This window comes from Paenibacillus sp. 1A_MP2 (genome assembly GCF_052244825.1).
Lineage (GTDB): Bacteria > Bacillota > Bacilli > Paenibacillales > Paenibacillaceae > Paenibacillus > Paenibacillus vandeheii.
In genome coordinates this window covers 1,836,535-1,852,946 of sequence record NZ_JBQQCS010000001.1, presented here as the reverse complement: position 1 = coordinate 1,852,946, position 16,412 = coordinate 1,836,535, and the positions used below count along the sequence as shown (strand labels likewise).

Below are 16,412 nucleotides of genomic sequence, written 5' to 3'. Positions count from 1 at the left end.
AGTAAGAATTCATTTGCAGGTATTTTACCACAGAGACAGGACCATTGCGACAAATGCCAGTGTATACACAATAAAAAAACAACCCTTCGGATGCTATTCAGCACGAAGGGTTGTTTCTATTAACGATGAAGTTTTATTGGAGCTTCACATCGAAATCATGGATTAAACTTTAGCATCTCACTCAAACGACCCAACATCGCCGCACTTTCGGCACGTGTTGCCAATCCTTTAGGTTTGAAGCTTCCATCCGGATTGCCTTTGACAATCTCATATTGATTCAACAGTCCTACGGCTGATTTTGCCCAATTCTGAATCTGTTCTCCGTCGGCGAACGATGCCACACTCGTCGTGCTGCTGGTGTCATACCCCGCCAGAGCAAATCCTCTGGAGATGATGACCGCCATTTCTTCTCTGGAGATCGTCTGTTCAGGCTTGAACTTGCTGCCCGTGTAACCATTAATCAGACCAGCCTCTGTTGCGGATGCAATATATGGTGCATACCATGATGTATTGGATACATCTTTAAAGCTGCTTCTTTCGATATCCGGTACAGACAGACCGAACATACGAATCATCAGAGCGGTAAACTCAGCTCGGGTAATGGAACGGTTAGGTTCAAATACCTTGTCGTTTACTCCTTGGATAATATATTTGCCGGCTAAAGCTTCGATCTCCTGACGGGCCCAATGGGACATCGTATCGTTGAAGGAAGCTGTGTGCTGAACAAGTACATAAGACCCGTTTGTTCGGCTGTAAATGTTGACATTGTTTCCGTCCAAGGTGAACGGAACCGGTGTGAATACCGTCTTGCCATTAATTTGATCCACACGAAGCACAGCCAGATGACCAGTGTCCGTTCCTTTAAGAACGCTAACTTGATGGTTGGCATACTCGTCCAATTGCTGAATGTTCTGCGATTGTCCCGCAGGGTTCATTGCTGTTAATGTGAACGCCGTTGCTCCAATGACAGTCATTCCAGCATTGGTGGCCTGTCTGGAGGCGTTCACATTGGCAGTGATGCTCAAGTTGAGCGAAAGCTTATCTTTGGTCACGCCAAGCTGCTCCTCTAGTTTGCTCCAGTTGATTTGGTCAGGTGTCAATGTGTATTGCCCCTGTGCATTTTGGAGAACCACTTGCTGTACTTTGGATTGATTTAGGAAAAGACCAAGTGCCTCAGAAGTTACGGTGATCTCACCCTGTGTACCCATGTCAATCTGTACTTTCGTTGTTGCCGAGCTCAATGCATGATTCATCTTGTCTTTATCAACCATATTTGTTGTTGTTTCGCCCGTACTGCCACTTCCGGATGCAGTTGTTCCACCACCCGACAAGGAATTGTCGCCAATGGACGGAGTGCCTACGTTATCTCCAGGTGAAGCACCATTACCACCCGAGGAATTGTCATCGGACTGGCGTGTTACCTTCAAGGTGTATACCTTCACAGTTGTGCCATCCTCAGCAGTCACCTGTATCGTTATCGTGGTAACGGCTCCGGCAGCAAGCGCTAGCTGCGTATAACCTTCACCCGACAAGGCAATATCATTAATATCAATCCTTGCCAAAGCACCTGCTGATGCTGATGGATAAATCTTAACCGCATCAACATTGTTAGGCACGGTTGTCGTATATTGCATCATTTCACTAGAAAATAGCGGTGTGTAAGGCACTGTATTGCCGCCTTTGTCTTTCAACACCAACTCCGACAGTGTTGCCTCTGAATCAGGAGATTCTGTGGAGGCTAATTTTTTCAGTTCGCGCGTATCTCTCACCCTGATGCGGCTACCTTCGGCGAATCCGCCAAGGATTCCAACCGCTTCAAGTGTATCTCCTGATTGCAGCTCCGGTACTGGACCAGACTGATTGGTGATATAACCGTCCGTAAACACAATCATTGGGCCACTGTTATCATCAATGACATAAGAATTACTATCATATTTTGACAAAACTTTACCCGTTACCTTTACAAGCAGACCTTGATAACCAACTACCTCCGAGTCTCCCGTATGAATTGATTTAGGTTCCGCCGGATCAGCATGCCCCACAATCACGACATCCTTGCTGAACTGATCAAATGTGATTTCCCTGTTGCCTTCGAAATTATGAGTCGATCCATATACGCGAACAATATCGCCTAGTTTTAGCGAATCATCCGTTACTTCCTTGAACGCCATGATACCCCCTGTTGCATCCTGCAGGTAGAAAGCATCAAAGAACACACCTGCCGCTGAAGTCACCACGCCCTGCACTACGGCTTCGGAGCCATCCGGTAACGAACGGGCCGTACCGATCTCCGATACCTTGGTTTCCCTTCCAGCAAGCCAGTTGATTGCATTCATTCCAAAATCGTTATTTCCGTTATCTCCGAAAGCATCATCCCACTGCTGATCATTAACAACGTTCATCCCCGACACAATGACACGTCCGCTACCCACCTGCTCGGAAGCAATGGCCGGAATAGCAGAACCTCCCGATTCATCTGATACCGTATCATAGGTATATGACGGAGCCTTTACACTATTTTGGTAAGAGGTTTCATTGGCAAATGCCAGCACCTGCACGTTATCCTCTGTGATCAACGGCTCCGGTCCGCTCGTTCCAAGCCTATACAAACTTGCCCCACTGTAATACTCAATAGGTGGAACCCGATCCATGATATAGTTGTCTACAATTTCTGGGAACAGTCTGACAGCAAACTTCGCAGTAGCCGGTGTACTCCAGAAGTTGCCACTGATAGAATCATCATAAATTCCATCATTGGAAACCTGAATATGAGAACCGATCTCTGCCAGCAAATCATTGTTCAGTGTTGGATTGGCACCAAAGTTACTCTTCTCGGTCATTAACAAAGCCCCGCCATTTTTGACAAAGGTCGCTACGGCCGCATTCTCCTCGAAGGTCAGATCGACGTTTGGATGGGATATCATCAGTACCTTGACGTCCTTGAGCACATCTGCCGTCAATGGCAATTTGTTCTCAACGACAGTATAACCCTCCTGTCTAACCATGCTTGTGAAATTTTGCAGTTTGTCGACATACGTACCAGTATCTGTTGTCGTATTTTCATTTTTGTGTGCCGCATCAATCATGACGGTTAGACCAAGCGGCTCCTTCACCTTCACATTTAGTTCATACGTATTATCTGATGGATCATCCCCGTTAGGACTTGACACAACGGCAATCAGCTTATGCTCCCCGGAAACCGGATTGCTCCATGGAACAGTCACATAAGCGACGGAATTTGCTTCTATTGAGCTGACCGCTGCGCTGCCGAGTTTATGCTCGGCGTCCTTGCTGTCATAGTACAAGTCTACGGTCAGGTTCGACAATGCCTCTGTACCTGCGTTCGATACGCCGATCTTGACATTTGCAGGTGTGTTGCCCACCAATGCATTGTCTACAACTTCAATTCCAGATACTTTGACGTCCACAGGCACAACCTGCGACCAGATTGGAGCTGAATAGGCACGCTCGCCATCCTTTTGGGTTACACGAATCATGTACCATTGCTGACCGCCAGTCACCGCAACCGTTGGATGCCATTCAAACGAGGTTGAATTCGGCTCGATGCTGTCAATAACCTTTTTACCGTTGGAAAGCAACTCTACTTTTGCAATCGTATCGTTGGAGACATACGAGTTGCTAAGAAAATTATACTCTGCCATCGATTTGTTCTCCGCGACATCATCATGACCGGAAACACTGAAATTTAGGGTGTTACCTTCCACCACGGCGCCCATGTACTGGCCGTTCGCCGAGAAATCCATTCTAAAATTCGGATCTTCGGTCATGTATACCCGCATCTTGCGCATGGAATCAAGTAAGGAAGCAGGAGTAAGATCCTTGGATACAATAATCGTCCGCTTCAGCGTTTGTCCCCAGGTAGCATCATGGTTATCCTCGCCGTAAGTCGGTGCAAGATGCCAGCCCAGATCGAGGGCCTTGAAGTATGTGTCTTCCATATTATAGTAAGCATAATGCCCAGAACCGTTACCCACTTCGGACATAGTGAACACATCATCCACTTGTTTGTTATATGGAGTGAATCCATTGAATGATCCAGCAGGTGTATCCGGATGGTTGAACTGGGCAATCGCCTGATCCTGCGTCAGCACCCAGGCATAATATTGGTTCAGGTTCTGATAAAGACCGCCATTTTGTTTCCGGTCGATAAAATTATCGGTATTAAAGACGTTAGAGTGCCCCCAGGTTGTAGAGGTCGCTTCAAATGCCGGAAAAACAACAAATTTCCCATCCTCGGTGTACTGCTCAGCTACCTGTTTTTCCAATTTCCATTTTTCTCCGCCGGTACGTTCCGGCATTCCACCGCTATTCGTAACGGTATCTTGGTCAATCTGGGCCGAGTCAATGTCATGCGAATGGTCGGAGAAGGCGAACCAGTCATAACCATACTTTTTGGATTCTTCAACTGCGGTTATGGGCTCTCCGCTTGCATCATGGGACACATTCGTATGATTGTGTGTCGTCCCAGCATATTGATGACCACCAGTGAAAGGCTCTACAACTTCAAAGGACCATGAGAATGAATTTGCATTTTGTTTTTTGTCCTTTGCACTTACCATTACGGTATGCGGCCCAAGCGCCATCTCAGAAGCAGGAGTATACGCTACCAAGGTTAAGATCGCTCCCGGTGTGATGACAGGTTCTACTGATATTCCATCCACTTTCATCGCAATTGTCGAAGTATCCACACCGCTAAGATCACTGAATTTCGAGTGAAATTTTCGGACGATAGCTCTCCTGACGATAATCCTGTGCAGGTGTCGGCGTACCGAATTCAGGACCAGTAGTGTCATCCAACACCACTACAGTATAAGGTGTCTCCGGTGTTCCGGTAGATGCCTTATTGTCCTCGTTGACAGCTTCAATATAATATTGGAAATTGCGTGTTCCAATGGTTTCGCCCGGAATGACAACCGAATATGTTGATGAATCAGATAAACTCATCGTTATCGGAATATATGCAGTTTCCCCTTCGCTACGGTAATACAGGGTTACCTGTTCTGCTGCATCCGCTGTTGCCGTTACGGTCACATCGGCATCTACATAAGCCTGTTTGATCGGGGTATGTGTAATGCCCAGCATCGGGGTGATATCTGCGGCCGAAGTAGGCATCAACTGATAACCCGATGTATATGGAGAAGAGGAATCATATTGTCCGATGATACCTGTAATTGTATACATTCTGTCCTTTTGTAATGTGGACGTTAAATCAATGCCGGCTCCCTGAAGCACACGGACAGTTGTAGTTTTTGTTGAATCAGGGTCCTTAACTGTAACGTTGACACTCCCACTTGTCGAAGGGACGTTAGTTACTGTGGCATTCAACTGCACACGCTTGCCTTCCAACGGCTCTGCCGTCGCAAAAGCTGAAAGATCCGTTACTGTGATTGGAACAAATTGTGGAAGCGACTGTTGGACCGCCGTCCGTTCTATCTGCAGCGGTTGAAATTCCAGTAAGCCATAGTATTCAAGAATGGTGCCTGTAATTTTCAGACGATCGCCTTTGACGATGCTGCTCCCCAGGCTTGTTCCCGCATAAATCAAAATGCCGGCTGTGTCATCCTGAATGAAAAAATAGTTGGCCCCTGTTCCAAACACATTGTTGTCAACAGTAACCACGCCTTCAATAGTGAATATTTTTCCGTTCGTATATACAGATGAGCCTTTACTGTCTACTGTACGGATATCTTGAATTGGTGTTATTACCGCAAGATCCAGCTTCTGTACGGCAACCGGCTTGCTTTCAAGACTGCGTCCGGTGCTCCCGTATGTCACCTGAGTCACATAGATGGTGCTCGGAGTGCTCGACAATTTATAAGTAAATTTCTTATCAGGACCTGATGCGACAGACGTCGCACCCGAGGTCGCTGCCAATGGCTGGGTTTTCTCGACGTCCGCGTACACCGAGATCAGGCTGCCTGCTGCCTCTGTGATTCCGGTAACGGTTCCGCTTGAGTTTTCTACCAGATATGAAGCCTCACTCACCTCAGCAGAAGTCTGAGCACGATTTAACTGAAGTGCGAAACTAGCTTGCTTGTCCGATTCTGTTGAAGTCAAGTAAATGGTATTGGCCGTCTCAAGTGTAGTGCCTGTCAGATCCACGCTGAAAGCCCCACTTGGTGTAGACTGTGTCCGGGCAATCTCGGGGACCCCTCCTGTTAATGGATCCGCGCTGTAAACACTGACAGTGACCGATGCTTTAGCCGCGCCATCATAGCCAATAACGTTTACTCCTGAAAACAGGATGTTCTCCCCTACAGGCCGGACGCTTTGCGGCAGTTCTCCAGCATCAAAAGGAGTCTCAATAATAGATGAATTGCGTGGATTTGGGGTAGTTACAACGAAGTCTAGTGAATTGTCATTTGAGTCTTGTCCTGCTCCTTTTCCAGTAGAAGCAGTTGTATCCGAAGGGTTAGCTTTACGAATCGCTGCTTTCGCATTGGCCAGAGCAGCTGTTGGATTTTTCTCAGATTGATTGGCTGAACCATATCCAACAAAGTCCACCAAGTCTGAATTATTCAAAAGCAAGACTGAACCTGGTGATGCGCTCAAAGCTGTGTTCGATTTAACCAATGCAACCTTTCCACTGCCTGCGGCCATAGCGATATTTCCAGAAACGTCTGCAGTAGGCAAATCCGAACCGATAGCTCCACCAGTGGCTTCCTTAATCAGATAATAACCGTACGCATGGATTGTTCCGCTTAGAACCGTCATGTTCTCTGGCGTGTATTGAGCTCCTGCGCTGCTTGCATATTGTATGCTCCAATTGTCCAGTACAATATCATTACCTGTAGGATTATAGAGTTCAATGAAATCATTTTTATATGGAGCACCGCTATTCCCGCCTCCGCCATAAACCTGACTAATTACGACATTGTCCACTGCAGGTGACGCTTGAACTGGCAGAGCAAATGCCCCCGACAAAGCCGATAGCATCAGCGACATAACAAGTGCGATGTTTATGCATTGCTTGAATTTTCTGAATACATTTAACTTCATGTTTCCCTCTCCTTCTTAGATGCCCTTCCGACTTGAGTCCTTATCTAAACGTCAACACTTTTTCCCTAATCTCACTCCCCACACAATCGTCCTACTTGAGATACTTTTGAATAATGCACGAAATTATGTAAAGTATCCATTAGCAAATGTGCACTATCACGGATAATATACATCAAATAGTGACATATGAACATGAGTTTGTTTGTAAAGCGTTATGTTTATGTAAACTATTTTTCACCAATTGTTAAAAACAAGTAAAATATATGTTAAATTTATTGACACAGAATTACGACAAGCTTATAATTCACCTCATTATCAGGCTTGGCAAAAATACCATCAGGGGGAACTTCATGAACGCATCACATATTTCCACTCATCTCGGGGCGAACCGCCTTCTATCTGTATTCTGGATAATCCTATTAACCATGACTGTGTTAATTACATATCCACAGGTAGCCCAAGCTCATCCGCTAAGCGCCAGTTATACCAATATTGATTTCGAACAAGAGAGGACTACGCTTGATTTTTCCATAGATGAAACCTCCGTCCTTGAAAACATTAAGGCAGACACCAACAATAACGAGAAGCTGGATCCGGATGAGTTGGATGTATGGGGAGATAAAATAGCCGATTGGATCGGGGATTCAATTGCCCTTGAAGCCGACGGGAGACAGCAGGCCGAGACGTTGCTGAACCTGGACATGAAGGATGAGAACGGTACCCGTTATGTGACCATTCACTGGGAGTTCCCTGCCTATTCACCTGGTACAACCATTACGATCAATGACGGACTGTACTACGATAACGGAAATACAACATATACCAACCTTCTTGCGGCTACACAGGGTGGACAGCTAAGTCAGGCCATTCTTCAGGGCAAAGAACGGGATTGGACCATTCTGCTTACCGAGAATCAGATCAGTCAGGACGAGCCCTCAGTTGAACAGCAAGGAATGACAACGCCAGCCCCCTGTCGTCATCAGGCTCAGGTTCGACCCAGGAGGTGGAACAAACCACATCACATTCTCCTGCAACTCGTTCCGCATGGTTATCCTTCCTGCAATTGGGGATGAATCATATCCTTGGAGGGTATGATCACTTGTTATTTTTACTTGCTCTCTTGCTTGGAAGGCAGACTTTCAAGCAATATGCCCTGACTATCACCGCGTTCACGGTTGCCCATAGCATTACACTTACACTGACCTATCTGGACCTTATTCATTTGCCTTCGAAGTGGATTGAAGCCGGCATTGCACTTAGCATTGTTTATGTCGCGGTGGAAAATATTTTCCTCAGAAACATCCGATTCCGCTGGCTAATTACGTTTCTGTTCGGATTGGTTCACGGAATGGGCTTTGCAGACATCCTTATGGGCATGCACATTCCCGCAAAAGAGGTCGCCATTGATTTGGCAAGCTTCAATATTGGTATTGAGATCATTCAGTTGGCCCTAGTAGCAATTGCAGTACCTATCCTTAAATATTTACAAAAGGGCTCTGCCTACAACAACGGTATGAAGGTTGCCTCTTGCCTCATCGCAGCGGCAGGTGCATTCTGGCTTTTCGAACGTCTTCTGTAAGATAAAGAAAATGAATATCATTAACAATTCTTCCATTCTTGCTAAACAAAAAAAGAAAACAAGCGTCGATTGACATATAGCTCTGTCTTTCAACGCTTGTTTTTATTCATGGAGCTATACCTCAGTGGAATTGGCTCCTAATGTTTAACTTTAGATTGAAGTCTTACACCCTTCTACCCTTCACCCACACTTCCTCAATTTTCAAATCACCATTCAGCAAAACGACGTCCGCCTGTTTGCCTTTAGTAAAGGAACCCGTTCGGTGATCAATGCCGAGCAGACGTGCCGGAGTCAGGCTGGCTGCACGTGAAGCTGCATTCAGACTCATACCTACTTCCTGTACCAGATAGCGGAAACCACGAATCATCGTGAGCGTGCTTCCTGCCAGTGCACCGCCATCTTTCAATCTGGCTACGCCTTCCTTAACAATCACAGGCAGGTCGCCAATTTTGTATTCCCCATCATCCAGCCCGGCAGCAGACATGGCGTCCGTAATTAGCACGATTTGATCGGAAGCTTGCTTCAATTGTGCGATGAGTGAGATCGCCGCTGGATGTACATGAATACCGTCTGCAATAACCTCTGCACTAATGCGTGGATCACTGAGCACCGCTCCGGCAGCTCCGGGATTCCGGTGATGCAGCGGTGTCATCGCATTGAATGTATGCACTGCATGATGCAGTCCGGCTTCAACAGCCCGCTCTACTTCTTCATAAGTAGCATCCGTATGACCTAATGCCGCCGTAATTCGCTGCTCTCGCAGCCACGAAATGACTTCCAGCGCTCCCTCACGTTCTGGCGCCAGTGTGACTTGACGAATCAGGCCCGGATATTGTTTTTCCCACGCCTCAAGCCAAGACACATTAGGCAATACGATATGATCTGGGTTTTGTGCGCCAGGCCATTTGGGACTGAAAAAGGGACCCTCCAGATGTACACCTTCCAGCTGTGCATAAGGCATTTCACCGGAACGGTAGCTGTGCACTTCAGACAATACCCGATCCAGGCTATCTTTGGGCGCTGTCATGGACGTAGCCAGCATTGCAGTGGTCCCCTGTGTGCTGTGGAATGAAGTGATCTTATCCAACACTTCCTTACTCGCGTCCATGAAGTCCTCTCCGTTACCCCCATGTACATGGATATCTATAAACCCAGGGACAATGACACCATGCTTGGAAACAGGCACAGATACGGCTTCACGGCGAATGTGTTCAGATAGTCCCTCGGGTGCGCCAGCATAAAGGATTTTCCCTTCTGCCCAGACGAGCGCACCATCCTCCATTACACCATCGGGCAATACGAGTTTGCCTCGAAGAAGGGAAATGGTTTTTTCACTCCCTTGCTCCTGGTTTTCCATAGGTTCTACGCTCACTTCACCAACCTCCCGGCAGCACGGTCCAGCAATACGACCACATTGGGATGACATTGCAGCAGCGAAGCGGGACATTGTGTCGTAATCGGCCCCATAAAGGCTTCACGAATAATTTCGGCTTTCTCCTCACCACGAGCGATCAGCAGAATTTGTTTGGCTTTTAGAATCGTACCTACCCCCATCGTAATGGCCTGAGTCGGAACTTCATCAATGCTATTAAAAAAGCGGGCGTTTGCTTTTCTTGTCTCTTCTTTGAGATCCACCACATGTGTCCGCCCTGTCAGCTCGGTTCCAGGTTCATTGAAGCCAATGTGACCATTATGGCCGATACCCAACAGCTGTAGATCTACAGGGCCACGATCATCAATCCGTTGTTCATAGGAAACACATTCTTGGCTCAAATCCGAAGCCTGTCCTTCCGGCACATGCGTTCTGGCGAGATCGATATCAATATGGGAAAACAATTGTTCATTCATAAAGCTGCGGTAACTTTCGCGATGGTCCACAGGGAGACCGACATATTCATCCAAATTGAAGGACGATGCCTGCGCAAAGCTGACCAGACCTTTCTGATACAAAGCAATAAGCGATTTATAGATACCCACAGGAGAACTTCCAGTCGCAAGTCCCAGTACAGCCCGGGGTTTCGTCTGAAGCAAGCTGGCAATCACACCTGCACCCGTTGCGTTCAAATCTTCTTCATTTTCAAAAATACGTATATTCATCTTCTTAGGCACCTCCGTTATGTTGAACTCGATAAGACTGTACATTGTGATACGATTGTTCCAATTTGGGGATAAAACGATCAAAGTCTGCACTCACCATGCCCGTAAACAAAATATCAACGACATGCAGCAGTGCAATACGTGAAGCCATATCTCCCCGCCTCATGCCTTCTTCCAGTGAAGAAGTAAACAGCGGAATATCCGACACCCCCGCAAGCTTGTTATTCCCATAGGAAGTTAGCGAAATCGTTGAAGCTCCAGCCTGTTTGGCACAATGCAAAGCATCGATCGTCTCCGGCGTTTCACCCGAATAGGATACTGCCATCGCCACATCTCCTTCACACAGTGAAGAGGCCGACGTAATTTGCATATGTGAATCCGAGAAGGCGGTACAGCTTTTGCCGATCCGCACAAGTTTCTGGTAGAAATCCTGCGTAACAATGGAAGAGGTTGCGACACCGTAGAGATCAATGCGACGTGCATGACATAACAGCTGAACCGCATGCTCCAGCCTTCCTAAATCCAGCAAACGGGTAGTATCCGCAATGGAGGCTAGATGATTGGCTTCAATGGCTTCCACAATTTTGGATAATGGATTGCCCGCCACGATATCCTGATATGCTGTTTCATTGGTGGAATGCGACAATTCTGCGGCCAGCTTCATTTTGAAATCAGGAAAACCTTTGAAATGGAATGATTTGCAAAAGCGGGTTACCGTAGCCGCACTTGTTCCGCTTTGCTGTGCAAGATGGTTAATGGTCCAGCCAGGAATATCAGATGGGGACTGTAAAATCACCTCTGCAATTCGTCGTTCCTGTGACGGAAGGTCATTCAGTTCTTGCTGCAACGCATGTAGTATGGCTGCCATGAGTACTCCTTTTTTGAAAATTATTTTTATAAATTCATTATAAATAAAGAAAATCATTTTTATATTTTCATTTTAATCAATACGTTGCTGCAAATCAAGAGGATTCTCACCATATAGTAGCAGTATGTATGTTGAAATTTTGAGAAGGCATTTTCTTGATTAAGGAACCGGATTCAGCTTATATTGGAATTGAACTTTGAAGCGAATGTGGAAATTTCCTTTTTAAGGAAGGATCATTCCAATAACAATATGTAGGTGAACCCTTATGCCATATACGATTACGATTTCCATCACGCTCTGCCCGTAGCAATCTGTACCCTTGGAATTTCTGCGGGCTGAGCCTTTTCCCAAGGGAGCGTGATGATCAATGAAATCTCAGCAAAGAAATCGAGCCTATTACAGGCATCACAGAAGGCGTGTTATTCAGCGTAAAAAACAGCTTGCTATTCGGTACGGTTGGTCCTACAAGTTCGAAGGGATTTTTGCCAAAGGAAAGATACATTGTTCCTGCTGGTGGTGCTGTAAAAAGACAAAGCGGCTAGGCTATCCTAAATCTGATCTAACCAGAATAGTGGAGTGCAATCAGCAAATTTTGAATTTAAATTTCTGAGAATGACTATTTAAAACAAGCGATTTCTCCACTTTGAGAATTCGCTTGTTTTTGCTTTCCAACCTAACACAAAAAAGTCTTTCCCCATTCTTCATCATGAAGAATAGAAAAAGACTTTCATGCTGCTTCAATCAACTGTGCAGTATCGCGTCAGATCTTCAGTTCTCCGAGCTTAATCAGCTCAACAACTGCTTGCGAACGACCCTTAACATTGAGTTTTTGCATCACATTCGAAATATGGTTACGCACCGTTTTCTCGCTGATGAATAACTGCCCTGCGATGTCACGCGTTGTTTTGTCCTGAACCAGTAATTCGAATACTTCGCGTTCACGGTGGGTCAACAGAAATTTGCTTTTATGATCGATACCCTTCAATGTTCACCCCTCCTTGCTCGGGTTGTGTTGGTGTAACAAGGTTAAGGGGATACAGTCAACTCATCTTATGTAAGGTCAAGGGCGTTGGTTCAGTTTTATCAAAAAAATGGGCAGTAAATTGGGGTTTTAAGAATAAGCTCAGTCTTATATAAGCATTCTATTTCATTTTGTTAAAAACGTTATTCTCACTCAGAAACAAGCATGCCTTTGCTGCTGATGTAACCATCTGCGCAAAGGCAACTTGTTCTTCTGACTATTGGTTACCGATGATTCATGCGGTTCATCATGCCATCGTTGTTGTTACGATTCATGATGCCATCATCGAGCACGCCGTCACGGTGCTTGGTGTTCAACGCATTCGTTGGGAAAATACGTTCAACCATCGATTGGAACGTGTTAATCATGCCTCTAACCGGTTTACCATTACGAATATCCGTGGCATAGCTCTCCACATGCTGGACAAATTCCGGGTTAGCCGACACGTATACGTTCTCTACGTTAGGTGCAAACTGTTTGATCTTGGCCGAGATTTTGGATTTAATCTCTTCCGGTGTGTTGTCATCCGTGCTGTCCATTCGCGTGGTCTCACTCTTCATGCCATAATGACCATCGCTCATTGAACGTGAAGTGCCATTGCCACTGTTGGTCAGACCACGCATCATGCCATAAGATCCAGTACCCATGGTTCCATAGATGCTGCGGTCATTGCCCATGTGGCTGCGATCCGTAGCTGCATTGGTGTTCAGTCCTGGTGCAATGCCACTTGTGCTGTATGGAGACATCGTTCCATTACCACCATTTACACGCAAACCGCCCATTTCCTGCCCCATGCTTTCGGTACGCATTGTGCCATTTGCACGGTTACGCAAAGATTTGCTTTCCAATTTGCCAGTGTGACCATCTGTCAAACGGACTGCAACATACGCGTTACGATCGGTCAGCATAACATGTGCTGACTTCACTTCCTTCATTTCCGTAATACGTTTAGCCAGCTCGTCACTTGATTTCAGGTCAGTGACGTTATGCGTCCGATAGCTTTTCGCACGAATACCATCCATCCCATTGGACTCAACACCATAACGGTTAATGCCTTTCACTTCATGACGAACACTTTGGGTGTGCAGATTGTTGTTATCTTTTGTGCTGGTTCCACAACCCGTCAATCCGGCCATTACGAAGATTGCAGTAGACAAAGATAAGCTGATTGCTGTCGCCTTTTTGGCTGCTGGCATGTCTCATCCTCCAATTATGTTGGTTTTGGTCACAAGGATAGGATGCTCTTCTGTACGGACCGATATGCTGAAAGGATATGGAACATCAACCTCTATTTATCGGGGCTAAACGGGAATTCTTTCAAGTTTCAAAAAAAAAACAAAAAAAGCGGTGCATGCACAAAGTGCAGCACCACCTTCGTTACCTTCGTATTCCTGTTTCAGTTAGCTCCTCAATTGTATGTTGAAGCAGACAATTCACTTATTTGGATGAGGAAGTTCCATCAGTGTCCTTCTCCGCTGAAGATGACACATCTGATTTTTGGATCGAAGTCGGAAATTGCTCTGCTTCCCTCAGACTAGCTGCATCCATAGGATAAGCCCACTGACCGTCTGGTGTGACTACCCAGATCTGATCCGGTTCCGATGGAATAGTAAGCCCACGGTACACATCCGTAACAGCTTCTCCATTAACCGTCTGCTCAACGGATAAAGTAAAGCGTGGCACGGTGCCTTTCAGTTCAGAAGCTTTGCGTACATCGTCTGCTGTGGACAGGTTTTTAATTTTGCCAATCAGCGATACAGCATCTGTAGCTTCAACCGATTCACCATTAAGCGTCCACGTCTGCTCTGCTGCACCCTCCTCAGAGGCTGATTTGAGCATCCATGTGGCTGCTTCACCTTCCCACTCCAGCGTAGTCACATTACTTTCATCCAGATTAAAGGGAGTCGTGTCCAACAGATCGTGCCGTGATTTTTCTATATTGCTGATGGATTCCGTCTGTACGGCTACGACAGGCCCGGAGTCTACCCGAACATAACGAGCGTCATCTGCTGGCAGCTGGCCACCGATGCTCAGTTTGATTACAGAGTTATCCTTCAGTTGGATATCCAGCAGCGTTGCATCTGCACCCAATCCATACTTGTCGAGATCCTTCGTCTCTTCCTCCACAATCAGTTCCTGATCCGCGCCACTCAAGGCATCAAGCCAACTGCTAACCGCATAACCATTCAAAGGATAAGCCTTTGGTTCCACCATACTCCATACGCCATTCTTTAGTTCCAATTGGGAGGGCTTTGAGGCACCTGATGTGTCTGCATTGTTGTCATGAATCGTGATGGACTGAATGTCGGCAGACTTAATACCAAGCAACTTGACCTTCTCCGCTTCCTCTTCACGAAAATAATTTTGACTGGCCGCATAGACCCAGCCGATAATCAAAACCAATACGACCAGAATCGTTGGGAGCCATTTTTTCATACCCGTCTGCGCCTCCACCATAAGAGTACACCTATCATAACAAAGATGAGCGGGAATGCGACAATTGCCACGAAGAAAATAGTTCTGGCCTGCTCACCGTCCAGGTACGCCGTTTGATAACCGGATTGCACCCGCGGACGGATGGTTACCCCGTCTTCTTTTTCACTTAAATAATTAACGGTATTCAGAATAAAATCCCTATTTCCGCCGTTCGCTATTTCCGAGTCCTGCATGAAAATGGATGAACCCAGAATAACAGCCTTCGGTTTGCCATCCGTTGTATCAGCCGCATATCCAAGCTCGACAGGACCTTGTACATCCTGATCTTGATCATTGGATGTCTCGTTTTGCAATAAGCCTCCAATGTTCGTCTCACCATAACTGTCATTCGATGAATGAATGAGCGGCGACAACGTGTATTTATCCTGCTCTTTGCTTGTCAAAGCAATAGACAGGGATAACATGGATAAAGCTTGCTTTCTGCCAGTTTATCCGTGATGGCATGTGTGCCATACTCCGGCACGACCCAAAGTGGTCCCATTGTGCTGGCCTGCTGATTATCCACCATGACTGCATGCTCATCCACCACGCCATAATCGGTCATGAGTGCATCAATATTTTTCCATGTCAATTTCATGTCTTCGTGAAAACCGAGGGATAACAGCAATTTTCCTCCGTTACTCAAATAAGTCCGTATTGCCTTCAGTTCCGTATCACTGATGTCGCGCTGTGGACCAATGATCGCAAGCACATCCGCATCTTCGGGAACCTGACCTGCCTGATTCAGTTGAAGTTCTTCTGTTGTGATATTATTCTGTTCCAGTGATGAACGCAGCGTAGTCAGTTGATCCACCCCAAGCTCCTCATGCCCTGTCAGGAAGACCATCTTGTGCATCTCCGTTGAAGAAAGGTTCATTAGGGCTTGTGTCAGCTTCTCCTCACCTGTGAACTGGTACGATCCATCGCTACCATCCCCGACAGCGGTGAACAGACTGGCGATATCAATGACTTTATGCTGATCGCCCTGTTCCAATACAATAGAGCTGCCTGTGATGCCATATTTAGAAGCCAGCGTAGGCTCCTGTGTCAGATTGTACTGCTTCATTTTCAGTTTGCTGTTGCGTTTCGTGTATTCCTGAACCATATCGGTAACTTCGCGGTTCAAGACTGTATTATTCGCATTTTCGACAGTTAACACCAAGACGTTGACGTCTTCTTTTACATTTTTGATCGCGGTTAAAGACTGGTCTGACAAGGTATATTGTTTGTTCGAGGTCAGATCCCATTGGAAACCGCCAAGCGAATTCAGAAACAGGGTCAGCAAAATAAAGATGCCAATCACCGCTACAGACAGCACGGTACTGTTGGTATGACTCAACCATTTTTTCATC

At 46.3% G+C, this 16,412-nt stretch carries 10 protein-coding genes and 1 pseudogene; 2 read left to right on the top strand and 9 right to left on the bottom strand.

Annotated features, from left to right (window positions below; all coding sequences use genetic code 11):
* Positions 1-155: 155 nt before the first annotated feature.
* Both ACTWJ7_RS09205 and ACTWJ7_RS09200 read right to left on the bottom strand, forming a co-directional pair.
* Positions 156-4,814 carry an S-layer homology domain-containing protein gene (locus ACTWJ7_RS09205; RefSeq protein ID WP_443145357.1) on the bottom strand — a complete coding sequence of 1,553 codons (4,659 nt, stop codon included), beginning with the start codon at positions 4,812-4,814 and terminating at the stop codon, positions 156-158.
* Positions 4,720-7,020, bottom strand: coding sequence for a lamin tail domain-containing protein (locus ACTWJ7_RS09200; RefSeq protein WP_443145356.1), 2,301 nt, complete (start codon positions 7,018-7,020; stop codon positions 4,720-4,722). The genes ACTWJ7_RS09205 and ACTWJ7_RS09200 overlap by 95 nt, the downstream gene beginning before the upstream one ends.
* A 350-nt stretch (positions 7,021-7,370) precedes the next feature.
* On the opposite strand from ACTWJ7_RS09200, the gene ACTWJ7_RS09195 reads away from it, so the two are divergent.
* Positions 7,371-8,093 carry a hypothetical protein gene (locus ACTWJ7_RS09195; protein WP_443145355.1) on the top strand — a complete coding sequence of 241 codons (723 nt, stop codon included), beginning with the start codon at positions 7,371-7,373 and terminating at the stop codon, positions 8,091-8,093.
* A 26-nt stretch (positions 8,094-8,119) separates the two neighbouring features.
* Positions 8,120-8,599, top strand: a complete 480-nt coding sequence (locus tag ACTWJ7_RS09190; RefSeq protein ID WP_443145354.1) for a HupE/UreJ family protein — start codon at positions 8,120-8,122, stop codon at positions 8,597-8,599.
* A 163-nt stretch (positions 8,600-8,762) separates the two neighbouring features.
* Here the strand turns inward: ACTWJ7_RS09190 and nagA are convergent, their stop codons facing one another.
* From nagA to ACTWJ7_RS09155, 7 genes and pseudogenes are all read right to left on the bottom strand, one after another.
* The gene (gene nagA, locus ACTWJ7_RS09185) at positions 8,763-9,956 is read right to left on the bottom strand and encodes an N-acetylglucosamine-6-phosphate deacetylase (protein WP_301881472.1); all 1,194 of its coding nucleotides are present in this window, start codon (positions 9,954-9,956) and stop codon (positions 8,763-8,765) included.
* Positions 9,957-9,967: 11 nt separating this feature from the next.
* Entirely contained in the window at positions 9,968-10,696 is a 729-nt protein-coding gene (gene nagB / locus ACTWJ7_RS09180; RefSeq protein WP_301881385.1) for a glucosamine-6-phosphate deaminase, read from the bottom strand.
* 4 nt (positions 10,697-10,700) lie between these two features.
* Positions 10,701-11,564 (bottom strand): MurR/RpiR family transcriptional regulator, encoded by an 864-nt coding sequence (locus ACTWJ7_RS09175; protein ID WP_079347524.1) that lies wholly within the window; start codon positions 11,562-11,564, stop codon positions 10,701-10,703.
* 760 nt (positions 11,565-12,324) lie between these two features.
* Positions 12,325-12,549 (bottom strand): helix-turn-helix domain-containing protein, encoded by a 225-nt coding sequence (locus tag ACTWJ7_RS09170; RefSeq protein WP_017692532.1) that lies wholly within the window; start codon positions 12,547-12,549, stop codon positions 12,325-12,327.
* Between the two features lie 260 nt (positions 12,550-12,809).
* Complete coding sequence (locus ACTWJ7_RS09165; protein ID WP_301881372.1) at positions 12,810-13,781, bottom strand: YhcN/YlaJ family sporulation lipoprotein; 972 nt, start codon at positions 13,779-13,781, stop codon at positions 12,810-12,812.
* 241 nt (positions 13,782-14,022) lie between these two features.
* Positions 14,023-15,021 (bottom strand): DUF4340 domain-containing protein, encoded by a 999-nt coding sequence (locus tag ACTWJ7_RS09160; RefSeq protein ID WP_301881370.1) that lies wholly within the window; start codon positions 15,019-15,021, stop codon positions 14,023-14,025.
* A pseudogene (locus ACTWJ7_RS09155) lies at positions 15,018-16,411 on the bottom strand (GldG family protein). The gene ACTWJ7_RS09160 and the pseudogene ACTWJ7_RS09155 overlap by 4 nt, the downstream one beginning before the upstream one ends.
* Position 16,412 lies beyond the last annotated feature (1 nt).

Bases quoted from the DNA above. Each gene is read 5' to 3' on its own strand.
- ACTWJ7_RS09205 (WP_443145357.1), bottom strand. From the start codon at position 4,814: ATGACACTACTGGTCCTGAATTCGGTACGCCGACACCTGCACAGGATT.
- ACTWJ7_RS09200 (WP_443145356.1), bottom strand. From the start codon at position 7,020: ATGAAGTTAAATGTATTCAGAAAATTCAAGCAATGCATAAACATCGCA.
- ACTWJ7_RS09195 (WP_443145355.1), top strand. From the start codon at position 7,371: ATGAACGCATCACATATTTCCACTCATCTCGGGGCGAACCGCCTTCTA.
- nagA (WP_301881472.1), bottom strand. From the start codon at position 9,956: ATGGAAAACCAGGAGCAAGGGAGTGAAAAAACCATTTCCCTTCTTCGA.
- nagB (WP_301881385.1), bottom strand. From the start codon at position 10,696: ATGAATATACGTATTTTTGAAAATGAAGAAGATTTGAACGCAACGGGT.
- ACTWJ7_RS09175 (WP_079347524.1), bottom strand. From the start codon at position 11,564: ATGGCAGCCATACTACATGCGTTGCAGCAAGAACTGAATGACCTTCCG.
- ACTWJ7_RS09165 (WP_301881372.1), bottom strand. From the start codon at position 13,781: ATGCCAGCAGCCAAAAAGGCGACAGCAATCAGCTTATCTTTGTCTACT.
- ACTWJ7_RS09160 (WP_301881370.1), bottom strand. From the start codon at position 15,021: ATGAAAAAATGGCTCCCAACGATTCTGGTCGTATTGGTTTTGATTATC.